This is a genomic window from Micrococcales bacterium, assembly GCA_009784895.1.
GTDB lineage: Bacteria > Actinomycetota > Actinomycetes > Actinomycetales > WQXJ01 > WQXJ01.
The window spans coordinates 19,041-41,053 of record WQXJ01000012.1 but is presented as its reverse complement, the minus strand read 5'-3'; the positions used below and the strand labels follow the sequence as shown (position 1 = coordinate 41,053).

General features: G+C 60.7%; 19 protein-coding genes and 1 tRNA gene. 3 read left to right on the top strand and 17 right to left on the bottom strand.

The genetic code is table 11. The features are described 5' to 3' along the window. Positions 1-17: 17 nt before the first annotated feature. From rpsJ to FWD29_03510, 7 genes are all read right to left on the bottom strand, one after another. The gene (rpsJ, locus tag FWD29_03540) at positions 18-326 is read right to left on the bottom strand and encodes a 30S ribosomal protein S10 (GenBank protein MCL2803015.1); all 309 of its coding nucleotides are present in this window, start codon (positions 324-326) and stop codon (positions 18-20) included. Between the two features lie 611 nt (positions 327-937). Beyond that, the gene (locus FWD29_03535; protein MCL2803014.1) at positions 938-1,309 is read right to left on the bottom strand and encodes a hypothetical protein; all 372 of its coding nucleotides are present in this window, start codon (positions 1,307-1,309) and stop codon (positions 938-940) included. Between the two features lie 186 nt (positions 1,310-1,495). Further along, positions 1,496-2,686: an elongation factor Tu gene (gene tuf, locus FWD29_03530; GenBank protein MCL2803013.1), complete on the bottom strand. Its 1,191-nt coding sequence runs from the start codon at positions 2,684-2,686 to the stop codon at positions 1,496-1,498. Between the two features lie 147 nt (positions 2,687-2,833). Continuing rightward, positions 2,834-4,936, bottom strand: a complete 2,103-nt coding sequence (fusA, locus tag FWD29_03525) for an elongation factor G (GenBank protein MCL2803012.1) — start codon at positions 4,934-4,936, stop codon at positions 2,834-2,836. A gap of 53 nt (positions 4,937-4,989) precedes the next feature. Then, positions 4,990-5,460: a 30S ribosomal protein S7 gene (gene rpsG / locus FWD29_03520; protein MCL2803011.1), complete on the bottom strand. Its 471-nt coding sequence runs from the start codon at positions 5,458-5,460 to the stop codon at positions 4,990-4,992. Beyond that, positions 5,460-5,834, bottom strand: a complete 375-nt coding sequence (gene rpsL / locus FWD29_03515) for a 30S ribosomal protein S12 (GenBank protein ID MCL2803010.1) — start codon at positions 5,832-5,834, stop codon at positions 5,460-5,462. The genes rpsG and rpsL overlap by 1 nt, the downstream gene beginning before the upstream one ends. Before the next feature lie 291 nt (positions 5,835-6,125). After that, positions 6,126-6,620, bottom strand: a complete 495-nt coding sequence (locus tag FWD29_03510; GenBank protein ID MCL2803009.1) for a prepilin peptidase — start codon at positions 6,618-6,620, stop codon at positions 6,126-6,128. Here FWD29_03510 and FWD29_03505 point away from each other — a divergent pair. Further along, a complete protein-coding gene (locus FWD29_03505; protein ID MCL2803008.1) occupies positions 6,611-6,799 on the top strand; it encodes a hypothetical protein in 189 nt (62 codons plus the stop codon). The genes FWD29_03510 and FWD29_03505 overlap by 10 nt on opposite strands. On the opposite strand, the gene FWD29_03500 is transcribed toward FWD29_03505, so the two are convergent. The 4 genes from FWD29_03500 to rplJ all read right to left on the bottom strand — a co-directional run bounded on the left by FWD29_03500 (position 6,790) and on the right by rplJ (position 15,365). Beyond that, entirely contained in the window at positions 6,790-10,665 is a 3,876-nt protein-coding gene (locus FWD29_03500) for a DNA-directed RNA polymerase subunit beta' (protein ID MCL2803007.1), read from the bottom strand. The two genes, FWD29_03505 and FWD29_03500, sit on opposite strands and share 10 nt — an antisense overlap. A 44-nt stretch (positions 10,666-10,709) precedes the next feature. After that, positions 10,710-14,195: a DNA-directed RNA polymerase subunit beta gene (rpoB, locus tag FWD29_03495; protein MCL2803006.1), complete on the bottom strand. Its 3,486-nt coding sequence runs from the start codon at positions 14,193-14,195 to the stop codon at positions 10,710-10,712. A gap of 192 nt (positions 14,196-14,387) precedes the next feature. Continuing rightward, a complete protein-coding gene (gene rplL, locus FWD29_03490; protein ID MCL2803005.1) occupies positions 14,388-14,780 on the bottom strand; it encodes a 50S ribosomal protein L7/L12 in 393 nt (130 codons plus the stop codon). Between the two features lie 60 nt (positions 14,781-14,840). Continuing rightward, complete coding sequence (gene rplJ / locus FWD29_03485) at positions 14,841-15,365, bottom strand: 50S ribosomal protein L10 (protein ID MCL2803004.1); 525 nt, start codon at positions 15,363-15,365, stop codon at positions 14,841-14,843. 370 nt (positions 15,366-15,735) lie between these two features. On the opposite strand from rplJ, the gene FWD29_03480 reads away from it, so the two are divergent. After that, positions 15,736-16,554: a YwaF family protein gene (locus tag FWD29_03480; protein MCL2803003.1), complete on the top strand. Its 819-nt coding sequence runs from the start codon at positions 15,736-15,738 to the stop codon at positions 16,552-16,554. Positions 16,555-16,556: 2 nt separating this feature from the next. Further along, positions 16,557-17,435 carry a YwaF family protein gene (locus FWD29_03475; protein MCL2803002.1) on the top strand — a complete coding sequence of 293 codons (879 nt, stop codon included), beginning with the start codon at positions 16,557-16,559 and terminating at the stop codon, positions 17,433-17,435. Here FWD29_03475 and FWD29_03470 read toward each other — a convergent pair. The 6 genes from FWD29_03470 to FWD29_03445 form a co-directional block, all read right to left on the bottom strand. Continuing rightward, on the bottom strand, positions 17,423-19,051 hold the full coding sequence (locus tag FWD29_03470) for a CapA family protein (protein ID MCL2803001.1): 1,629 nt from the start codon (positions 19,049-19,051) through the stop codon (positions 17,423-17,425). The genes FWD29_03475 and FWD29_03470 overlap by 13 nt on opposite strands. Before the next feature lie 294 nt (positions 19,052-19,345). After that, positions 19,346-20,059, bottom strand: a complete 714-nt coding sequence (rplA, locus tag FWD29_03465; GenBank protein ID MCL2803000.1) for a 50S ribosomal protein L1 — start codon at positions 20,057-20,059, stop codon at positions 19,346-19,348. A 121-nt stretch (positions 20,060-20,180) separates the two neighbouring features. Beyond that, a complete protein-coding gene (rplK, locus tag FWD29_03460; GenBank protein MCL2802999.1) occupies positions 20,181-20,612 on the bottom strand; it encodes a 50S ribosomal protein L11 in 432 nt (143 codons plus the stop codon). Positions 20,613-20,670: 58 nt separating this feature from the next. Then, positions 20,671-21,516 (bottom strand): transcription termination/antitermination protein NusG, encoded by an 846-nt coding sequence (gene nusG, locus FWD29_03455; GenBank protein ID MCL2802998.1) that lies wholly within the window; start codon positions 21,514-21,516, stop codon positions 20,671-20,673. 93 nt (positions 21,517-21,609) lie between these two features. Continuing rightward, the gene (gene secE / locus FWD29_03450; protein ID MCL2802997.1) at positions 21,610-21,834 is read right to left on the bottom strand and encodes a preprotein translocase subunit SecE; all 225 of its coding nucleotides are present in this window, start codon (positions 21,832-21,834) and stop codon (positions 21,610-21,612) included. 64 nt (positions 21,835-21,898) lie between these two features. After that, positions 21,899-21,971, bottom strand: a tRNA-Trp gene (locus FWD29_03445). Positions 21,972-22,013 lie beyond the last annotated feature (42 nt).

Sequence of the window (22,013 nt, the reverse complement as noted above, 5' to 3'; positions counted from 1 at the left end):
TTCGTCAGTCCTCGTGCCTACAGCTTGATTTCAATGTTGACGTCGGCCGGCAGGTCCAATCGCATCAAAGAGTCGACCGCCTTTGGGGTGGGGTCGATGATGTCGATCAACCTCTTGTGGGTGCGCATCTCGAAGTGCTCGCGGCTGTCTTTGTATTTATGCGGCGAGCGGATGACGCAAAACACGTTTTTCTCAGTGGGCAGCGGCACCGGGCCAACCACAGTGGCTCCGGCACGGGTCACCGTGTCGACGATCTTGCGCGCCGAAGAATCGATGACCTCATGGTCATACGACTTCAGCCGTATCCGGATCTTCTGTCGCGCCATCTCCCGGCCACTCCTCAAACATCGTTCCTACGTGCCAGTCCACCGTCCCCCGCGCTCGGGTGTGTCGCACCCCGGAGGCTCCTTGCCAAGAAAGCCTCCTGTGGCGACCCCCCTGCGACTATCTGCTGTCTTGGCTTTGGCCGACGCTTCGCGCCGCCCGCGCCAACACAGCGGGGCTAACCCCCGCTTTTGATCGCTTGGGTCGATGGCCCGTGGGACCAAGGTGGCCCCAAACAGGCACTGGCTTGCCCAACTCGCGCTAGGCAACCGGACCATCTTGCCAGAAAACTCATAGAAAGTGAAAACCAGCTTGCCTTTGGGCCCTTGACCGCCAGCTAATCCAAGTGAAATCCACTAGCTGCGGCCGCCCTCGTGCGCACATCCCAGGGCCAAATGCGGCTTTTGGTCATCGGGAAAGTATGACTGCGTGGATACCACTGGTTTTGCGCTGGCAGGCTGACCAACCGCCAAGTAGGCTGCTTTTTGCGCTAGTTCGCAGCAACAAATGCATCACAAGAGGGGACCACCATGGCCGCGGCACTGGCCAGACGAAACTGGCTGCGCTTGGCCACGACGAAGTCCTGACAGCGCTAGCTGGAGGGCTGTCTGGGCTATGAGGCTAGGGCGGCCAAGCCTTGATACTCGCGGTGGCTGCGGCCGCGCAGTTCCTTGTGACGCTCGCCCCCCCTTTGGGTAACCAGCATGCCGTTGGCAATGTGACCTGGAGACAGATCCGTTAGCAGTAGAGTGACCAGTTCGCCAGTTTTGGCTTCGACTAGCTGTTCGCCGTCTTTCATAATCGCGGCCACGATGCCTTGTCGCCTGGCATGCATACCGTGAATGTCTATTCGCGCGCCGGATGTGACCACACCCAGTTCGACCAGTCCGGTGACCGCGGTTCCTTGCCTGGGGGCCAGGAAAACCTGCTCGATCTCGAACTGGAAGGCTAAGGAGTTGATTTGATCCACCCCTGGTTCTGCCATGATGCGCTCCTCACTGAGTCGAACTTGGCTTCATTCTAGTGCCGTCGCCAGGCCCAATCTTGGGCTATCAGGCCGGTGTCTAGGACCTCCCAAACAAAAACCCGGCCAATGCCAAAGGCCCGCCCCCATGGCTGGGGACGGGCCGGCATCGGGCAACACCTGGAAGGCCAGGTGAAAGCCGAAACGCTACTTAATGACCTTGGTCACACGGCCGGAACCAACGGTGCGGCCACCCTCGCGGATAGCAAAGCCAAGGCCTTCTTCCATCGCGATGGGCTGAATCAACTGGACAGTCATCTCGGTGTTATCGCCAGGCATGACCATCTCGGTGCCCTCAGGCAAAGTGATAACGCCGGTGACATCGGTGGTGCGGAAGTAGAACTGCGGCCGGTAGTTCGAATAGAACGGGTTATGGCGCCCGCCCTCGTCCTTGTTCAGCACATAAACTTGGGCCTCGAACTCGGTATGTGGCGTAATGGTGCCGGGCACGGCCACGACCTGGCCACGCTCGACCTCTTCGCGCTTGATACCGCGCAGCAACAGCCCGCAGTTCTCGCCAGCCCAAGCCTCGTCCATCATCTTGTGGAACATCTCGATGCCCGTAACGGTGGTCTTCTGAGTGGGCCTAATACCCAGAATCTCGACCTCAGTGTTGATGGGCAGCTTGCCCCGGTCGACCTTGCCAGTGACCACGGTGCCGCGACCGGTGATGGTGAAGACATCCTCGATTGGCATCAAGAATGGCTTGTCCATGTCACGCATGGGCTCGGGGATGTAGTCATCGACCGCGTCGATCAGTTCCTTGACCCCTGGCGTCCACTCTTCGTCACCCTCAAGCGCCTTGAGAGCCGAAACCTTGACCACAGGTGCATCGTCACCGTCAAAGCCCTGAGCTGTCAGCAGCTCACGGACCTCAAGTTCGACCAGTTCGAGGATTTCCTCGTCTGGCACCATGTCGACCTTGTTCAGGGCGACAAGCAGGCAGGGTACGCCGACCTGGCGGGCCAGCAGGACGTGCTCACGGGTCTGGGCCATGGGGCCGTCGTCAGCACCAACCACGAGAATGGCGCCGTCCATCTGAGCCGCGCCGGTGATCATGTTCTTGATGTAGTCGGCGTGACCGGGGGCGTCCACATGCGCATAGTGGCGCTTCGCGGTTTCGTATTCGACGTGAGCGATGTTGATGGTGATGCCGCGCTGCTTCTCTTCCGGCGCCTTATCGATCTCGTCGAACGGCGTGAAAGGGTTCAGCTCGGGGAATTCCTCATGTAGCACCCTGGTGATCGCAGCCGTCAAGGTCGTCTTGCCGTGATCGACGTGACCGATGGTGCCGATGTTCACATGCGGCTTTGTCCGCTCGAACTTAGCCTTCGCCACTTGGTCCCTCCTATAGGACTCGGGTAGTTGGACTCCTCCCGCCCCTTTGGCCAGTTGCCCGGCCGCGGAGACGTTTGGTCATCTACGGTTCTTGCTTCGGGTTTTCAGTTTTGCCTGCTCAGGGCTGGCTTGCCCTGCGCGTTGGGGCTATTCGCCCCTAGTCTTCTTGATGATCTCCTCGGCAACGCCTCGGGGAACTTCAGCATAGCTATCGAACTGCATCGTATACACCGCACGCCCCTGAGTCTTGGAACGCAGGTCACCGACGTAGCCGAACATTGTGGACAAGGGTACTAGGGCCCGCACCACTTTGACGCCAGAGGCGTCTTCCATCGACTGCATATGACCGCGACGCGAGTTCAAATCGCCGATCACATCGCCCATGTAATTCTCAGGGGTACGCACTTCAACATCCATGATGGGCTCGAGCAGCGCCGGGTCGGCATGGCGAGTCCCCTCACGGAAAACCATTGAACCAGCGATTTTGAAGGCCATCTCCGAAGAGTCAACCTCGTGGTAACCGCCGTCCAGCAAAGTCGCCTTGATGCCAACTACCGGATAGCCGGCCAACGGGCCGGAGGACATGGCGTTTAGGATGCCGGCCTCGACCGAGGGGATGTATTCCTTGGGCACACGCCCGCCGGTGACCTTGGAGACAAACTCGAAGTTCTCCTCAGCGTCTGGCCCCAGTGGTTCGAAGGCAACCTGCACCTTGGCGAATTGGCCCGAACCGCCGGTCTGTTTCTTATGGGTGTAGTCGACCTTGGCTACCTTCTTGCGAATGGTCTCGCGGTAGGCCACCTGAGGTTTGCCGACATTGGCTTCGACCCGGTACTCCCGGCGCATCCGGTCGACCAGGATGTCCAGGTGCAGCTCACCCATGCCGGCAATAATGGTTTGGCCAGTTTCCTCGTTCAACGAAACTTTGAAGGTGGGATCCTCTTCGGCCAGCTTCTGGATGGCGGTGGAGAGTTTCTCTTGGTCAGCCTTGGAGTTTGGTTCGATCGCGACCTCAATAACCGGATCGGGGAAGGTCATCGACTCCAAGATCACCGGATGGGCCGAATCACATAGCGTGTCGCCGGTGGTGGTGTCCTTCAAGCCAATCACCGCGTAAATGTGGCCGGCGGTGATATCCGTGACCGGATTCTCCTTGTTGGAGTGCATTTGGAACAGTTTGCCAATGCGTTCTTTGCGGCCCTTGGTTGAGTTCATCACCTGGGCGCCGCCGGCCACCTGGCCGGAATAGACCCGGACATAGGTCAGCTTGCCGTAAAAGGGGTGGGCCACCACTTTGAAGGCCAGCGCCGCAAAGGGTTCGGCCGCATCGGCCCGGCGGACTAGATGCACAGACTCGTCGCGGGTGTCAAAGCCCTTCATAGGAGGCACATCTAAGGGGGAAGGCAAATAGTCAAGGACCGCATCCAACATGGGCTGGACACCCTTGTTCTTGAAGGCCGAGCCGCAAAGCACCGGGAAGACTTCACCGCTAACTGTCAACTTGCGAATAGCCGATTTGACCTCGCCCAGCGCCAACTCGCCGCCTTCGAGGTACTTCTCTAGGAGCGTGTCATCGGCCTCCGCTACCTGCTCAAGCAAGCTGGACCGGTAAGTCTGCGCCAGCTCCACCAGATCCGCAGGAATCTCCTCAACCCGGTAGTCTTCGCCCTTCTGAACGTCGCCATCCCAGACCAGGGCCCGCATCTCAAGCAGATCGATGACGCCGCGGAAGTCTGACTCGGCCCCGATTGGTACTTGTAGCACCAGCGGCCTGGCGCCCAGGCGGTCAACGATGGTCTTGACGGTGAAAAAGAAATCCGCCCCCATCTTGTCCATTTTGTTGACGAAACAGATACGAGGAACTGAGTATTTGTCGGCTTGGCGCCAAACGGTCTCAGACTGCGGCTCGACACCCTCTTTGCCGTCAAACACGGCCACGGCTCCGTCCAGAACCCTGAGCGAGCGCTCTACCTCGACCGTGAAATCGACGTGGCCAGGCGTGTCAATGATGTTGATCTGGTGGTCTTTCCAGTAGCACGAGGTGGCGGCGGAGGTGATGGTAATACCGCGCTCTTGTTCCTGTTCCATCCAGTCCATGGTCGAAGCGCCGTCATGGGTTTCACCAATCTTGTAATTGATGCCCGTGTAGAACAAGATCCGCTCGGTGACGGTGGTCTTGCCGGCGTCAATATGAGCCATGATGCCGATATTCCGGACCAGGCTCAAATCGCTCAACACATCAAGTGCCACGTAAGAGTTACCTTTCCTAGCTTCTCAAAGCCTTTGGGAGGAGGGGCCAGGCCTCACCAACGATAGTGAGCGAAGGCGCGGTTGGCCTCCGCCATTTTGTGAGTGTCCTCGCGCCGCTTGACGGCGGCGCCCAAGCCATTTGAAGCGTCGATCAGCTCATTCATCAGGCGCAGGGTCATGGTCTTTTCGCGCCGGTCCCGGGAGTAGCCAACTAACCAACGCAAGGCCAAAGTGGTGGCCCGGCCTGGCTTGACCTCGACCGGCACCTGATAGGTGGCGCCGCCAACGCGCCGCGACTTGACCTCAAGTGAGGGGCGAATGTTGTCCAACGCCTGCTTCAGAACTGAAACCGCGTCCTTGCCGGTTTTCTCGGCCGCGCCGGTCAGCGCGCCGTAGACGATCGACTGGGCGATTGTCTTCTTACCGTCTAGCAAAACCTTGTTGACCAGCTGAGTCACCAGCGGGCTAGCGAACACCGGATCGTGGATCAGCGGTCGCTTCGGAGCGGGTCCCTTGCGCGGCATTAGCTTTTCTCCTTCTTGGCCCCATACCGCGAACGAGCTTGGCCCCGCCCTTTGACACCTTGGGTGTCCAATGCGCCGCGCACAATCTTGTAGCGCACGCCAGGCAAATCCTTGACGCGCCCGCCGCGCACCAGCACAATCGAGTGCTCCTGCAGATTGTGGCCAACGCCTGGGATGTATGCGGTCACCTCAATGCCACTTGACAGCCGCACACGGGCCACCTTTCGCAGCGCCGAGTTCGGCTTCTTTGGCGTTGTGGTGTAGACACGCGTACAAACGCCACGCCGCTGCGGCGAACCCTTCAAGGCCGGGGTGTTGGTCTTCCCCGCCTTGGCGGTCCGACCCTTGCGGACCAACTGCTGGATAGTGGGCACTAGGACTCCGTCTGTTGTTGTCAAAGCTGGTGGTTGGAGGGCGGCCCGCTAGCCGCCCCAGGGTCTAAGCCGGGCTGCCGGCCGGCGTTCCGTCCGGACAGCAAAGCTAAGTGCGCCGGATCCCGGGGCGCCCCCGGGCAGACACACAGCCCCCAAGGCTACATGTCATGCGGCTAACGCGTCAAAAATCGCGCCGTGTGGCCCGTTAACCCTAGGTATTGCCCGATGCCGTCCCTTCCGTGGCCGCGTGCAGTTGCCTTTTGGCATTGGGCTGTTTTGGCCATCTACTGGCTAGGTCAAGGGTGCTGCGGCCAGCAGTCCGGCCAAGGCCCCAAGGCACATGGCCGGGCCAAAAGGAAAGGAGTGGCCGGCGCCGTGGCCCCGTAGCAGATGGAATAGACCAAGGCCACCGGCGATGATGAACCCTGCCAGAGTCCCAAGGCCAAGCGCCGCCCAGTTGGAATAGGCCAGTCCCAGCCCGAGCAGGCCGGCTAGTTTGACGTCACCCATTCCGAGCGAACCGGGCGCCAGATAGGCCAGCAGCAAATAGAAGGCCACAAGCGATACGCCACCGGCCAACGCCCGTCCAAAGCTGGGCCAGGACCCGCCTGTCGCAGCCGCCACCGCCAACAGTGCCACCAGTACCGGGTAGGACGGCAAGGTCAGCCGGTTTGGGATCAGGCCACTGCGCCCATCAATCCAGGAGGCAACCAGCGCAATTACGCCAAGGTAGAGGTAGGCCGGCCAAGCCAGGCCTGGACCAACAGCGGCCGCCAATGAGTTCACCCGACCATCGCAGCGCATGGCGCGCCGTCCTGCCGGCACCGCCGGCCCTTGTCTCACCGACTGGGCCGCCGCGCATTATGCAAGAGCTCAACTTCGCGGTATTAGGGCTGATCAACGGCGAGATCATGCCAAGGCTCAACCTCGCGGTGATGGGGCTGGTGGCTGTGGGCTACTGGTAGCCCTCGAAGCCGAAATCATCCAGCATTAGCGAGTCGATCTCCGAAGCGCCAATCGGCGGGTAGTCGATTTCCTCGTAGCCGAAGGTCGGATAGAGCTCGGCCTTGGCTTCCTCGGTCGGTTCGACCACGACGTTGCGGTAAAGCGATAGGCCGGTACCGGCCGGGATTAGCTTGCCGATGATGACGTTCTCTTTCAGGCCCAGCAGCGGGTCTTGGCGGCCAGACATGGCCGCCTCGGTCAGCACCCGGGTGGTTTCCTGGAAGGAGGCGGCAGACAGCCACGAATCGGTAGCCAGCGAAGCCTTGGTGATGCCCATTAGCTCGGGGCGACCAGAGGCGACCTGACCGCCTTCCGAAACTGTCCGGCGGGCCTCATCCTCGAAACGCTCGCGAGCTACCAGCTCTCCTGGCAGCAGATTCGAGTCGCCCTGGTCGAGAACGGTCACCCGGCGCAGCATCTGGCGCACAATGACCTCGATGTGCTTGTCGTGAATGTCGACGCCCTGCGAGCGATAGACCTTTTGGACCTCATCGACCAAGTGCTTCTGGGCCGCCCGGGCACCGAGCACACGCAGAACCTTCTTCGGGTCAACCGCGCCCTTGGTGATCTTTTCGCCCACACCAATGTGTTGGCCGTCTTCGACCAGCAACTCGACCCGTTTGGTGACGGAGTAAACCAGTTCATCAGAACCGTCATCGGGCGTGATAATGACCCGACGCATCCGCTCCGAATCGTCAATCGCCACCCGGCCAGAGGCCTCGGCGATGGGCGCCTCACCCTTAGGCACACGAGCCTCAAACAACTCTTGAACACGAGGCAGACCTTGGGTGATGTCATCGGCCGCAGCCGCACCACCCAGGTGGAAGGTGCGCATAGTCAGCTGGGTGCCGGGCTCGCCAATCGACTGGGCGGCAATAATGCCAACGGCCTCACCAATGTCGACCAGCTTTCCCGTGGCCAGCGAACGGCCGTAGCACATCGCGCAGGTGCCAACTCTAGATTCGCAGGTCAAGACGCTGCGTAGTTTGATTTTGGTGATACCGGCCGCCATCAAGGTGGCGATCATGACGTCACCAACGTCAGTGCCAGCCTTGGCCAGGACCGCGCCATCTGCCCCGGACACGTCAGCCGCCAAAGTCCGGGCGAAAGCTGAGGTCTCGACCAGCCGATGGCGCTGGATTTGGCCGTCTTCACCAACCTCGGCGATATCAACCTGCAGGCCGCGCTCAGTGCCGCAGTCCTCTTCACGCACAATCACGTCCTGTGACACATCAACCAGACGGCGGGTCAAGTAGCCCGAATCAGCCGTCCTCAAGGCCGTGTCAGCCAGGCCTTTGCGAGCGCCGTGGGAAGCAATAAAGTACTCCACCACCGATAGGCCCTCACGGTAGTTCGACTTGATTGGACGTGGGATGATCTGACCCTTTGGGTCGGCCACCAGTCCGCGCATACCGGCGATCTGGCGCACCTGCATCCAGTTGCCACGCGCGCCAGAACCAACCATCCTAAAGACCGTGTTGCGCTCTGGGAACTCATCCCGCATGGCCTGGTCGACTTCATCGGTGGCCTTGGTCCAAATGTCGATCAGCTCATGACGCCGCTCGTCATCGGTGATCATGCCGTTTTCGAACTTGTCTTGGACCTGTCCGGCTTTGACCTCGTATGACTCAAGGATCTTGGGCTTTGACGGAGGAGTGACAACGTCAGAAATGGCGATGGTCACACCGGAGCGAGTGGCCCAGTGGAAGCCAGCCTCTTTCAGCGCGTCAAGTGAGGCTGCCACCTCGACTTTTGGATAGTTCTCGGCCAAGCCGTTGACCAGTCCACTAAGGCGTTTGCCGTCGACCACTTCGTTGACGAAAACATGGTCCAAGGGCAGGGCTTCGTTGAACAGCGACCGGCCTAGGGTTGATTCCAGGTCGATCGGGTCGCCCGGCACGTAGCCTTCGGGCAGGTCAAATCCAATTGGTGGCACCAGATCAGTCATCCGAATGGTGACCCAAGCATTAAGGTCAAGGTCACCGGCATCGTGCGCCATAATTGCTTCCGCCACTGAGGAGAAGCGGCGCCCCTCACCGGCAACGCCGTCAAGGCGGGCTGTCAAGTGGTGCAAGCCGATGATCATGTCATGGGTCGGGATGGTGACCGGCCGGCCATCAGATGGCTTGAGAATGTTGTTCGAAGACAGCATCAGGATCCGGGCCTCGGCCTGAGCCTCGGCGCTAAGCGGCAGGTGGACCGCCATCTGGTCGCCGTCAAAGTCGGCATTAAAGGCGGCGCAGACCAGAGGGTGCAGGTGGATGGCCTTACCCTCAACCAGCTGTGGCTCGAAGGCTTGGATACCCAGGCGGTGCAGCGTGGGCGCGCGGTTGAGCAGCACCGGGTGTTCGGTGATGACCTCTTCGAGCACATCCCAAACCTCGGAGCGTTGACGTTCAACCATGCGCTTGGCCGATTTGATGTTCTGGGCGTGGTTCAGTTCCACCAACCGCTTCATCACGAACGGCTTGAACAGCTCCAAGGCCATGGCCTTGGGCAACCCACATTGGTGCAGCCTCAACTGTGGGCCAACCACGATAACCGAGCGGCCAGAATAGTCGACCCGCTTGCCCAGCAGGTTCTGCCTGAAGCGGCCCTGTTTGCCCTTCAACATGTCGCTGATCGACTTCAAAGGCCTGTTTCCAGGACCAGTTACCGGGCGGCCGCGCCGGCCATTGTCGAAAAGCGAGTCAACCGCCTCTTGCAGCATGCGCTTTTCGTTGTTGACAATGATCTCCGGTGCGCCCAGGTCGAGCAGGCGCTTGAGCCGGTTGTTGCGGTTGATCACCCGGCGGTAGAGGTCGTTTAGGTCAGAGGTGGCGAAACGGCCACCGTCTAGCTGAACCATGGGCCGCAGATCCGGCGGAATCACCGGAATACAGTCCAGCACCATGCCCTGGGGTTTGTTGTCAGTTGACAAGAAGGCGTTGACCACCTTCAACCGCTTCAAGGCCCGGGTTTTGCGCTGACCCTTGCCAGTTTTGATGACATCCTTGAGCTTGGCCGCTTCGCCCTCAAGGTCGAAATGCTCCAAGCGGTGTTGGATCGCAGCCGCACCCATGGCGCCTTTGAAATAGTTGCCGTAGCGGTCTTGCATGGCCCGGTAGAGCGCCTCGTCGCCCTCCAGGTCAGCCACTTTGAGGTCGCGGAAGCGGTCCCAGACCCGCTGGAGTTTCTCCAGGTCAGCATCGGCCCGGCGGCGCAGCTGGTTCATCTCACGTTCGGCTGAATCCCGTACCTTGCGCCGCTGATCCGCCCGGGCGCCGGCCGCTTCGAGTTGGGCCAGGTCGGTTTCAAGCCGCTGCGCCCTAGCCTCGATCTCCAGGTCACGCTTCGATTCGATGGCCTTGCGCTCCAGGTCGATTTCGGCTTGGAGCGAGTCGGTGTCATCGCGCCGGCCTTCTTCATCAACTTCGGTGATCATGTAGGCGGCAAAGTAGATGACCTTTTCCAGGTCCTTAGGCGCCAGGTCAAGCAGGTAACCCAAACGCGAGGGCACACCTTTGAAATACCAAATATGTGTCACCGGGGCATGTAGCTCAATATGCCCCATCCGCTCGCGCCGAACCTTGGTTCGGGTGACCTCTACGCCGCAGCGTTCGCAAATGATGCCCTTGAACCGGACCCGCTTGTACTTGCCGCAGGAGCATTCCCAATCCCGGGTGGGGCCAAAGATCTTCTCGCAGAACAGCCCCTCCTTTTCCGGTTTGAGGGTGCGGTAGTTGATGGTTTCCGGCTTCTTGACCTCACCGTGAGACCACTGGCGGATTTCGTCAGCGGTGGCCAGGCCAATTTTGAGCCCATCAAAATAGTTGACGTCCAGCACGTCAGTCCCTGCTTCCTTAGTTTTCTACAGCCAAGCCAGTTGAATTAGATCTCGTCGACCGATGAGGCGTCCGGCCGCCGGGCCAGGTCAATCCCCAGCTCCTCGGCCGCGCGGAAGACCTCGTCATCGGTGTCGCCCATTTCGATAATCGATCCGTCGGCGGAGATGACGTCGACGTTTAGGCACAGCGACTTCATTTCCTGCATTAGCACGCGGAAGGATTCCGGGATGCCCGGTTCCGGCACGTTCTCGCCTTTGACGATGGCCTCGTAGACCTTGACCCGGCCTACGACATCATCAGATTTGATAGTCAGTAGTTCCTGCAAGGCGTAGGCGGCGCCATAGGCTTCCAAGGCCCAGACCTCCATCTCCCCGAAGCGTTGGCCACCAAACTGGGCTTTGCCGCCCAATGGTTGCTGCGTGATCATCGAGTACGGACCGGTCGAACGGGCGTGGATCTTGTCGTCAACCAGGTGGTGCAGCTTGAGGATGTACATGTATCCCACGGCCACCGGCTCGGGGAAAGGTTCACCAGACCGGCCGTCGATTAGACGAGCCTTGCCATCGACATCGACAAGGCGCTTGCCATCCCGGTTGGGGGTGGTGACACCGAGCAGCCCGCTTAGTTCGGTCTCGCGCACACCGTCAAAGACCGGCGTGGCCACGGCCGCACCGGCTTTGCCCTCACGCACCGCCTGGGGCAGGTTTTTGGCCCAATCGGCTTTCGGATTGTCGACCTTCCAACCCTGGGCGGCGACCCAACCCAAATGCAGTTCGAGCACCTGGCCCAGGTTCATCCGGCTGGGCACACCTAGCGGGTTCAAAATGACGTCGATTGGCGTGCCGTCCTCCATGAACGGCATGTCCTCCACTGGCAGGATCTTGGCGATGACACCCTTGTTGCCGTGGCGGCCAGCCAGTTTGTCACCGTCAGTGATCTTGCGCCGCTGGGCGATGTAAACCCGGACAACTTGGTTGACGCCTGGGGCCAGTTCGTCGCCGTCGTCGCGGGAGAATTCCCTAACGCCGATGACGGTGCCTGACTCGCCGTGAGGCACCTTCAGTGAGGTGTCACGCACCTCACGCGCCTTTTCGCCAAAGATGGCCCGCAGCAACCGTTCTTCCGGCGTGAGCTCGGTTTCGCCCTTGGGGGTGACCTTTCCGACCAGCACGTCGCCGGCGGTGACCTCGGCGCCAATCCGGATGATGCCGCGTTCGTCCAGGTCCGCTAGGACTTCTTCAGAAACATTGGGAATGTCTCGAGTGATTTCCTCCGGCCCCAGTTTGGTGTCCCGGGCGTCGATCTCGTGTTCTTCAATGTGAATCGACGACAGTACGTCATCTTGGACCAGGCGCTGGGACAGGATGATGGCGTCTTCGTAGTTGTGACCCTCCCAGCTCATGAAGGCCACCAGTAGATTGCGCCCCAGGGCTAGTTCACCGTTGGCGGTGGCCGGGCCATCGGCCAAAACCTGACCGGCCTTAATCTGGTCGCCCTGGTTTACGGCAACCTTCTGGTTGTAGCTGGTGCCCTGGTTGGAGCGTTGGAACTTGGCTACGCGATAGACCCGCTCGGTGCCGTCGTCGTTGGCCACGACCACCGAGTCAGCCGAGACCTCACGCACCACGCCGTCCTTTTCCGCCACGATGACATCACCGGCGTCAATGGCGGCGCGCAATTCCATGCCGGTGCCGACCAGCGGGGTCTCGCTTTGCAGCAGCGGCACGGCTTGGCGCTGCATATTGGCGCCCATCAGGGCGCGGTTAGCGTCATCGTGCTCAAGGAACGGGATCATGGCCGTGGCCACGGAGACCATTTGGCGCGGCGAGACGTCCATGTAGCCAATGTCCGCGGTGTGAGCGAATTCGACCTCACCGCCGCGGGTGCGGGCCAGCACATTGGACTCCACGAAATTGCCACTATCCGCCAGTGGCGCGTTGGCCTGGGCAATGACGTATTGGTCTTCTTCGTCGGCCGTCAGGTAGTGGACCTCGTCAGTGACCTTGCCGCCTTTGACCACACGGTAGGGCGTTTCGATGAATCCAAAGGGGTTGATCCGGCCGTAGGTGGCCAGCGAGCCAATCAAACCAATGTTGGGCCCCTCAGGAGTCTCGATGGGACACATCCGGCCGTAGTGAGAGGTGTGAACGTCACGCACCTCCATACCGGCCCTATCCCGGCTAAGGCCGCCAGGGCCCAGGGCCGAAAGCCGGCGCTTGTGGGTTAGCCCGGCCAAGGGATTGTTCTGGTCCATGAACTGAGATAGCTGCGAGGTGCCGAAGAACTCTTTGATCGAAGCCACCACCGGGCGAATGTTGATCAAGGTTTGTGGGGTTATGGCTTCGACATCCTGGGTTGTCATGCGTTCGCGCACCACCCGCTCCATCCGGGACAGCCCGGTGCGGACCTGGTTTTGGATCAGCTCACCGACCGCCCTGATACGGCGGTTGCCAAAGTGGTCGATATCGTCAGTCTCTAGCCGGATCGAACCTGTTTGGGTCGGCATTTCGGCGTGGCCGGCGTGCAGCGCAGCCAGGTATTTGACGGTGGCCACAATGTCGTCAATGCGCAGCACTGACTCATCCAAAGCGGCGGTCAGGCCCAGCTTCTTGTTGACCTTGTGCCGGCCCACTTTGGCCAGGTCGTAGCGTTTGGAGTTGAGGTAAAACGAGTCGATCAGGTTGCGTCCAGCCTCGATGGTGGGCGGTTCACCTGGCCGGATCCGGCGGTAGATGTCAACCAGGGCCTCGTCTTGGGTTTCGACATGGTCCTTGTCCAGGGTTTCGATGACCGTGGCGTAGTCCTTGAACTCATCGCGAATCTGGGCCACCGGCACACCGAGCGCTTTGAGGAACACCGTCACCGATTGCTTGCGTTTGCGGTCGATCCGCACACCGACGGCATCGCGCTTGTCGATCTCGAACTCAAGCCAGGCGCCACGCGAAGGAATGATCTTGGCCGAATAAATGTCCTTGTCAGAGGTTTTGTCAGCTGACTTTTCGAAGTAGACCCCGGGCGAGCGCACCAGCTGGGAGACAACCACCCGCTCGGTGCCGTTGATAATGAAGGTGCCGCGTTCGGTCATCAGCGGGAAGTCACCCATGAAAACGGTTTGCGACTTGATCTCGCCGGTGATGTAGTTGGTGAATTCGGCCGTCACGAACAGCGGCGCCGCGTAGGTGAAGTCCTTCTCCTTGCACTCCTCGGCCGTCCACTTGGGCGGCTCGAAGCGATGGTCACGGAAGGACAGCGACATGGTTTCGCTGAAGTCCTCGATGGGCGAGATTTCGGCGAAGATCTCCTCTAATCCGGAGGTCTCCAGCACATCAGACAACCCGGCCTGACGTGAGACTTCGACCCGTTCGCGCCAGCGCTCATGTCCCAGCAACCAGTCGAAACTGTCCAGCTGGAGGCCTAATAGATCTGGGACTTCGAGTGGTTCATGGATCTTGCCGAATGAGACTCGACCTGACCCGGTCAGTGGTGCGTTGGCGTCAATGGTGGAACGTGGGATGCGCGAAGCAGCCAATGGGCATCCTTCCCAGCTAGTGTTGGCACGCAGCGCGGCAGGTGACCCAAGTGGAGAGACCGAAAGACACAGGACGCGCGAAGCAGTAGCCTAGCGCGTGCGGCAAGCCATGTCCAATCGCAGAGCTACCCTCTCGGATTGTAGCCGCTCCTGCCGCATTGCGGCAGCACTTTTTGCCTATTTTGGCCTGGACTACTTCAGCGTGACGGTGGCGCCAACGCCTTCCAGGGCTTCCTTGGCCTTTTCGGCCGAGTCCTTGTTGACCTTTTCCAGGACCGGCTTGGGAGCGCCTTCGACCAGGGCTTTGGCTTCACCCAGGCCTAGTGAGGTCAGAGCCCTGACCTCCTTGATGACCTGGATCTTCTTCTCACCGAAGGATTCCAAAATGACGTCGAATTCCGACTGTTCCTCGGCGGCTTCCTCAACGGCGCCACCAGCGCCCGGCGCGGCGGCCACGGCCACGGCGGCCGGTGCGGCCGCGGTCACGTCAAAGACCTCTTCGAACCTCTTGACGAAATCGGACAGTTCGATCAGGGTCATCTCTTTGAACTGGTCCATCAGTTCGTCGATGCTCAGCTTTGCCATTTGGTTTGTACCTTCCTTTTTCCAGCCTTGACCGGCTTGTGTTTGTCCTAAGACGGCCGATCAGGCCGCAGCTTGTTCTTGTTTGTCACGCAGCGCGTCAATAGTGCGCACCGCCTTGGAGGCCGGTGCCGCCAGAGTGGCGGCCGCCTTGGCCATGCCGGCTTTGACTACGCCGGCTAGTTTGGCCAGTGTGACCTCACGGGAGTCCAGGTCAGCTAGTTTGCCGACATCGGCGGCCGTCATGGCGTGAGCGTCCATAACGCCGGCCTTGATTACCAGGGCGTGGTGGGATTTGGAGAAATCGCGTAGAGCCTTGGCCGCATCAACCGGGTCGCCGGTGACGAAGGCGACGGCGGTTGGCCCTTGCAGGGCGTCATCCAGGCCGTCAATTCCCGCTTGTTTGACCGCAATTTTGGTCAAGGTGTTCTTAACCACGGTGTAGTCGGCGTTGGCTCTGAGCGCACCGCGCAGTTCGCGCAACTGAGTCACGCTCAGCCCGCGGTATTCGGTCAGCACGGCGGCGTTGGCTTCGCTAAACCACTTCGCGATCTGGTCTACTGCCTCAACCTTGTCTGGCCTAGCCATGGCGCTCCTTCGGGTTGTCATATCTTTGACAGCGCCAGTCTGCCTGCCGCAATGAAACGAGCCCCGCGCAGGGCACGGGGCTCACAAGCTCTCGATACACCTGCGCAGGCCGGTCCGGTGCTATCAGCTCCGGGCCACTTCGCTCCACCTTGGTGGAAGACCGGCGGTCTTGGGCAACGGACAGCATACCGCATGTTTGATTCCAGATCATTGTCACGCTGGGGCCAGGTTCCACCGCAAATCGACCTGCGGTTTTGTCTTGGCGGACCTGGGAAACGTAACACTGTTCGGCTCGGCAGCTGGGAACGGGCGTCGCTTTGGTAGCGTCATGGCGCAGTTGTCTTGGCCAAGGGATAGAAGGGTGGCCGCAGTGACCTTGGAAGGAACCGGGTTGGCCGGGTGGTTGGCGGCCGATGCCGGTAGCGGCGTGCGTTGGCCCGTGGCACCTTTCAATGGGCCCTGGTGCGCCTACATTGCGCTGTTGGCCCTGGCCGGGATTGGGCTGCATTTTGCTCTGCGTCACCGGTCGATGCGTTTCAAGTCGCGAACCTTGGCCGCCATCGCCGGGGCCAATGTGGTGGTTTACACCGCCTACACCTTCCAGGCGATTGGCAACCCGGACTTGCCGCAGGTGACGCTGGGCCAAAACCTGCCGTTTCATTTCTGCAACATCATGGCCTGGGCTCTGATCTTGGCGCCGCTGGTGAGGTGGAACTGGCTGCGGGCCCTGTGTTGTTTTCCCGGCACCTTGGCTGGGGTGTTGGCCTTGACCTCGCCGGTTGATGTCTACGTTGACCGGCCGCTGTTCTCCCTGGCGGCCTTGGGTTTCTTTTCCGTCCACTCCGTCAATGCCATTCTGGGCACTTTGCTGGCCACGCTGGGGTTGTTCAGGCCGTCTTTCCGCGAAGCGTTCAAGTCGGTTGGCTACTTTGGCCTGATGGCGCTGGCCATCTTCCCGCTCAACTTGGTCATGCGGGCCTGGGTTGATGCAGGCGCCAACTACTTTTACCAGTTCGAGCCAGAAAACGCCCAAATTTTGCAGTTCTTCCACGACCTGGTGCCGGTGCCCTTCATCTACACTCTGCTGCTGGCGCCAATTGCCATTGGTGGCGTATCGATCCAGGCCGGCCTTTACGCGCTGGCCGGCCGGGTCATGGGCCAACCAGTGGGTATGACTGAAAGGGTGTAGCTATGACCGCGGAGGCTTTCGACCCGTCCGGCCTGGCCGCCATCTTGGCGGTCGACCAGTACCCCGAAACCGTCCGCTGGCCGGTGGCGCCTTTCAACGGGCCTTGGTTTGTCTTTGTGGCTTTCCTGCTGGGGCTTGGGGTCTGCCTGCATTTTGCCTTGCGCGGGCGCACCATGAGGTTCAAGGCCTGGGCGCTGAGCGGGATCGCCACTTTCTCGGTCGTCATTTACACCGCCTTCACCTTCCAGTCGATCCTCAATCCGTTCTACCCACAGGTCAACCTGGCCCAGAACCTGCCCTTGCACTTTTGCATCCTTTCGGCTTGGGGGTTGATTTTTGCGCCGCTGGTCAAGTGGAGCCCGCTTAGGGCGGTGCTAGTTTTCCCCGGCACCGTGGCTGGGGTACTGGCCTTGACCTCACCCATTGAGGTCTACGTTGACCGGCCGCTGTTTTCCTTGGCGGCTTACGGCTTCTACTCCGTTCACGCCTTCAACGCCATTCTGGGCACCTTGTTGGCCACACTGGGGTTTTTCCGGCCGTCATACAAAGAAGCCATGAAATCAGTCGGCTACTTCTGCATCGTGGCGGTGCTGATCTTTCCGCTCGATTTGGCCATGCGGGCGTGGATTGACCCGGGGGTCAACTACTTCTACGAGTTTGCCCCAGAGAACGCGCTTATCCTTCAGCTGCTCTACAACGTAGTGCCAATTCCGCTGGTCTATGTGCTGCTGGTGATGCCGATTGCCTTTGGCGGAGTCCTGCTCCAGGCCGCCTTGTACTCACTGGCCGGGCGCATAGTTGGCCACCCGATTGGCGCCCCGCCGCCTCGAGGTGGCGAGGTGGGCCTAGATGAGGTCGAAGCGGCGCCTCAAACTGGATAGTTGGTCGAGGAGCCCAGTACCTTCCGCTCGACCCGGTCCCGCTCGGCGCCGTCCAAGACAACCGGTGAGTAATCGTTGGGATGCCCTATTGAGGATATTGAGACCGGAATGATCTGGCTGTCCAGACCGGTTACAACACTGCCTGTCAGCTCAAAGTGGACCTGAAAAATCATCGAGTCGGTATCAGAGGGGTTTTGGTTGCCCCCGAAAGCAAAGTTGCCCAGTGAATAGGCGATGAGCCTGCCGTTGTAGGTCTCAACCCCTTGCAGGACGTGCGGGTGATGCCCAAGCACCAGATCCGCCCCGCTATCGATGGCAAAGTGTGCCAGCGAGACCTGGGCGGCGTTTTGGGTGTGCTCACCCTCAATACCCCAGTGGAACGACACAATCTTGATATCGGCGTCCAGTTCTTGCAGCCTTTGGGCCAGCGAGGATCTGGTCTCCTCGGTGTTGTCCCAGCCTAGGTCTCCCAGTAGTCCTATCCGGATCCCTTTGACCTCGACTACGGCCAAGTCGTCGAAGCCAAAATGGGTAATACCGGCCTGGTCCAGGGTTGCCTGAGTGTCTTGGAAACCAATCTCGCCATAGTCCATCGAATGGTTGTTGGCCAAGGTCACGGCCTCAACGCCGCCTAGTTTGACAATCTCGACATACTCGGCCGGGGCGCGGAAGTTGAACGTCTTAGGCGTGGGCTCACCCTGCTGGGTTAGCGGGCCCTCGAGGTTGGCGATTGTCAGATCGTCGGTGCTGAGGACCTCGGTTACGCCTTGGAAGAAATACTCCGGACCAAAGCGGTCATAGTAGTCACCGATACTGCCTTGATGGGCAAACCCAATTCCCGAACCCAGCGTGCAGTCGCCAATGGCGCTGATCGAAATACTGGTGACTAGTGGTTCTGGCACCGGCACCGAAGGGGGTGGCGGCATTGGGCTTTTGGTCACTTCCTCGGCGGTCGGGCTAGGTGAGGGGCCAATCTCCAGGGAGTCTTGAGTCAGTGGCGGTTCTCCCTGTGACGCCCCTGCCGTTAGGTGATCCCAAGCCATTGGGGTTAGTAGCAGAGCGGCTGCCGCAAAGAGCACTGCTGGCCTCGGTTGCCTCTGCCGCCGCCGGGCGCGTTGGCCGTGGATATCACGTCTTCGCAGCGCCGGGGCCGGTGGGCTAGGCCGCGCCGATGGTCGCTGGGCGCGTTGACCGTGGATGTCACGTCTTCGCAGCACCGCGGCTGGCGCGGTGGGCTGGGCCGGCGAACTTGGGCTCGGGCTGTCAGTCTCTACCGGTGGCCGGGCGCGCTCACCGTGGATGTCGCGTCTTCGCAGCACCGCGGCTGGCGCGGTGGGCTGGGCCGGCGAACTTGGGCTCGGGCTGTCAGTCTCTACCGGTGGCCGGGCGCGTTTGCCGTGGATGTCGCGTCTGCGCAGCACCGGAGCTGGCGCAGTTGGGTCCGCCTCGCCCTTTCCCGCCCGTACCGCCGCAGGTAGGTTGGGCTCTGCCGCCGGGGTTTGGCTCACCTCACCAAGCCCCAACGGGGCCGCACCTAAGTCAGGGTCCACCGTAACCACGCTGGACGCTGCGGCCTGGCCGGCCGAACTGTCCGGGCGCTTGGCGCGTTTTGCCACGTTCCGGCCTTCCCTCAGGGGCAATTAGGTGGACCCATGCCATTGGCTTGACTGCTCCGGCCGCCATGGCCGGTACCCAATGACCTCATCTTTCACGCTAGCAGGTTCTGGTCTAACGGCAACAGGCGGTAGGTACCGCCAAGAGGGCCTGGCGGCGCCAGCCATTTGGGGTTGGTCAACAGTGCGGGTCGAAGCGGGCAGCATCCGGCAAGAATTGTTCACCAGCCTCCCAGGGCGAGGCGAAATGACCGGGCCGGCCGGCATCGGGCCAACCGGCCAAAAAGAGACTAAGGGTCAGGCGTCTTCGGAAGTCAGGTTGCGAACCTTGGCCACGTCAAGCGGCACGCCGGGACCCATTGTGGTCGACATGGTGCCTTTGATCAGATAGCGGCCCTTTGAGGCTGAAGGCTTCAGCCGCATAACCTCGTCCAGGGCGGCGGCGTAGTTCTCGACCAAGGCTTTTTCCTCGAAGGAGGCCTTGCCAATGATGAAATGCAGGTTGGCGTGGCGGTCAACCCGGAACTCGATTTTGCCGCCTTTGATGTCACCGACCGCCTTGGCCACGTCCATGGTGACCGTGCCGGTCTTGGGGTTGGGCATCAGCCCGCGCGGGCCAAGCACCCGGCCCAGCCGGCCAACCTTGCCCATCAGGTCCGGTGTGGCCACAGCGGCGTCAAAGTCGATGAAACCGCCGGCCACCTTTTCGATCAGCTCGTCGCCGCCAACCTCATCAGCGCCGGCTTCAATCGCCTGGTTGGCTTTGTCGCCAACGGCGAAAACCAGGACGCGGGCGGTTTTGCCGGTGCCGTGAGGCAACTGGACGGTGCCGCGAACCATTTGGTCAGCCTTGCGGGGGTCCACACCGAGTCGAAAAGCCACTTCAACTGTGGGATCGAACTTGGTTGTGGCGGTCTTTTTGACTAGGGCCACGGCCGCCATCGGTGAGTAGCGATCTTGGCGGTCAATTAGTTGGGCGGCGTTGTTGTAGCTCTTGGAGCGCTTGGTCATCTGCTTGTCCTTATCTCAGTCGCAGTCGTGGTGCGGGCCAGCGCTTGGCCCTTCCACTGGTGTTTGGCTATTGAGTTAGTCCGGGGCTGGTTGAAGTAGCCCCTTGGGCGTGGCCGGTGGCTTAGCCTTCGACTATCACACCCATTGACCGGGCGGTACCGGCCACAATCTTGGCGGCCGCTTCGACGTCGTTGGCATTGAGGTCCGGCATTTTGACCTGGCCAATTTCCCTGGCCTGATCCATGGTGATGGTGCCAACCTTCTCCGTGTTGGGTGTGGGCGAACCCTTGGTCAGCCCGGCGGCCTTCTTGATCAATTCGGCGGCGGGAGAGGTCTTGGTGATAAAGCTGAACGAGCGGTCCTCGTAAACCGTGATCTCGACCGGCACCACGTTGCCGCGCTGGGATTCCGTGGCGGCGTTGTAGGCCTTGCAGAATTCCATGATGTTGACACCCTGGGCGCCAAGCGCCGGGCCAATGGGCGGCGCCGGATTGGCCTGGCCGGCTTGGATCTGTAGCTTGATCAGGCCAGCTACCTTTTTCTTAGGAGCCATTAGGGGTTCCTTTGCTTCGATTCGATCGGTTTGGACATACCCCGCCCCGGTGGGCGGGCTAAAGCTTAGCCACTTGGTTGAAACCCAGTTCAACTGGGGTTTCGCGGCCAAAGATGGACACTAGGACCTTGAGCTTGCGGCCCTCGGCATTGACTTCGCTGATGGTGGCGGCCAGGGTCTCAAACGGGCCGTCGGTGACGGTGACCGACTCGCCAACCTCGAAGGAGGCGTCTGAAGCGGTGATGGAGGCCTGACCGGACGCCTCGTCGCCAAGTTGCTCCTCTTCGAACTTCGGAGCCAACATCGAGATGACCTCGTCGGTGGTCAAGGGCACCGGATGGTGAGTGTGGCCAACAAAACCGGTTACACCCGGCGTGTGACGGACCGCACCCCAGGACTCATCGGTCAGGTCCATGCGAACCAGAACATAGCCCGGAATACGAACCCGCTTGACCACCTTGGGCTGGGCATTCTTGGTCTCAGTGACTTCCTCCATAGGAACCTGGACCTCAAAAATGGAATGCTCCTGGTTGAGCGACTGGATGCGGTTTTCCAAGTTGGCCTTGACCCGGTTTTCGTAACCGGCATAGGAGTGGACCACATACCAATCCCCGGGCCTGAGGGCCAATTCGGCGCGGAACTCGGCCATTAGGTCGCGGGCCGGTTCGGCCTCGGCCTCAGCCTCAGCTGGCGCCTGGGGTGTTGACTCAGCCGATGTCGCGGTCTCAGTTTCTGGCTCTGCCGCTGGGGCGGCATCAGCCTCAACTGGCGCCTGGGGTGTTGACTCAGCCGATGTCGCGGCCTCAGTTTCTGGCTCTGCCGCTGGGGCGGCATCGGCCTCAGCCTCAGCTGGCGCCTCCGCCTCGGCCGCTACCACCGCGTCGACTGTAGGCTCAGCTGGCACCTCTAAGCCGGGTAGAGGCTCTGCCTCGGCCGCCACCGCCGCATCGGCTTGCTGGTCAGACACTAGTTCTCCTTATCTCCACCCCGATGTGGCCTAACCGAATAGCCCCATCACACCCTTGCCCACAACGAAGTCGACCAACCAGATAAAGGCCATCACGATCAGCACGAAAACCACAACCACCGAGGCGTAGGTGATCAGCTCTTGGCGGGTTGGGCGAACGACTTTCTTCAGTTCGGCGATCACTTGGCGCACAAAACGGATCAAGCGGGAGAAAATCCCCGCCTTGGATGCGTGATCCTGCGCGGTCTTGGCCATCGACCGATCCTTCCTTAGCTAATGCTGGCGGCTTGAACCTACATTAGGCCAAAGCCGTCAAGCGCAGGGCAGGCGGGACTCGAACCCACAACCGCCGGTTTTGGAGACCGGTGCGCTACCAATTGCGCCACTGCCCTTTACACCTGTTGTACAACAGGTCCCGCGAGTTGCCGCTAGAC

What these genes read in the sequence shown, in the direction of transcription:
- rpsJ (MCL2803015.1), bottom strand. Translation starts at nt 326, where the DNA reads ATGGCGCGACAGAAGATCCGGATACGGCTGAAGTCGTATGACCATGAG.
- FWD29_03535 (MCL2803014.1), bottom strand. Translation starts at nt 1,309, where the DNA reads ATGGCAGAACCAGGGGTGGATCAAATCAACTCCTTAGCCTTCCAGTTC.
- rpsG (MCL2803011.1), bottom strand. Translation starts at nt 5,460, where the DNA reads ATGCCGCGCAAGGGACCCGCTCCGAAGCGACCGCTGATCCACGATCCG.
- FWD29_03505 (MCL2803008.1), top strand. Translation starts at nt 6,611, where the DNA reads ATGAGTTCACCCGACCATCGCAGCGCATGGCGCGCCGTCCTGCCGGCA.
- rplL (MCL2803005.1), bottom strand. Translation starts at nt 14,780, where the DNA reads ATGGCAAAGCTGAGCATCGACGAACTGATGGACCAGTTCAAAGAGATG.
- rplJ (MCL2803004.1), bottom strand. Translation starts at nt 15,365, where the DNA reads ATGGCTAGGCCAGACAAGGTTGAGGCAGTAGACCAGATCGCGAAGTGG.
- FWD29_03475 (MCL2803002.1), top strand. Translation starts at nt 16,557, where the DNA reads ATGACCGCGGAGGCTTTCGACCCGTCCGGCCTGGCCGCCATCTTGGCG.
- rplA (MCL2803000.1), bottom strand. Translation starts at nt 20,059, where the DNA reads ATGACCAAGCGCTCCAAGAGCTACAACAACGCCGCCCAACTAATTGAC.
- rplK (MCL2802999.1), bottom strand. Translation starts at nt 20,612, where the DNA reads ATGGCTCCTAAGAAAAAGGTAGCTGGCCTGATCAAGCTACAGATCCAA.
- secE (MCL2802997.1), bottom strand. Translation starts at nt 21,834, where the DNA reads ATGGCCAAGACCGCGCAGGATCACGCATCCAAGGCGGGGATTTTCTCC.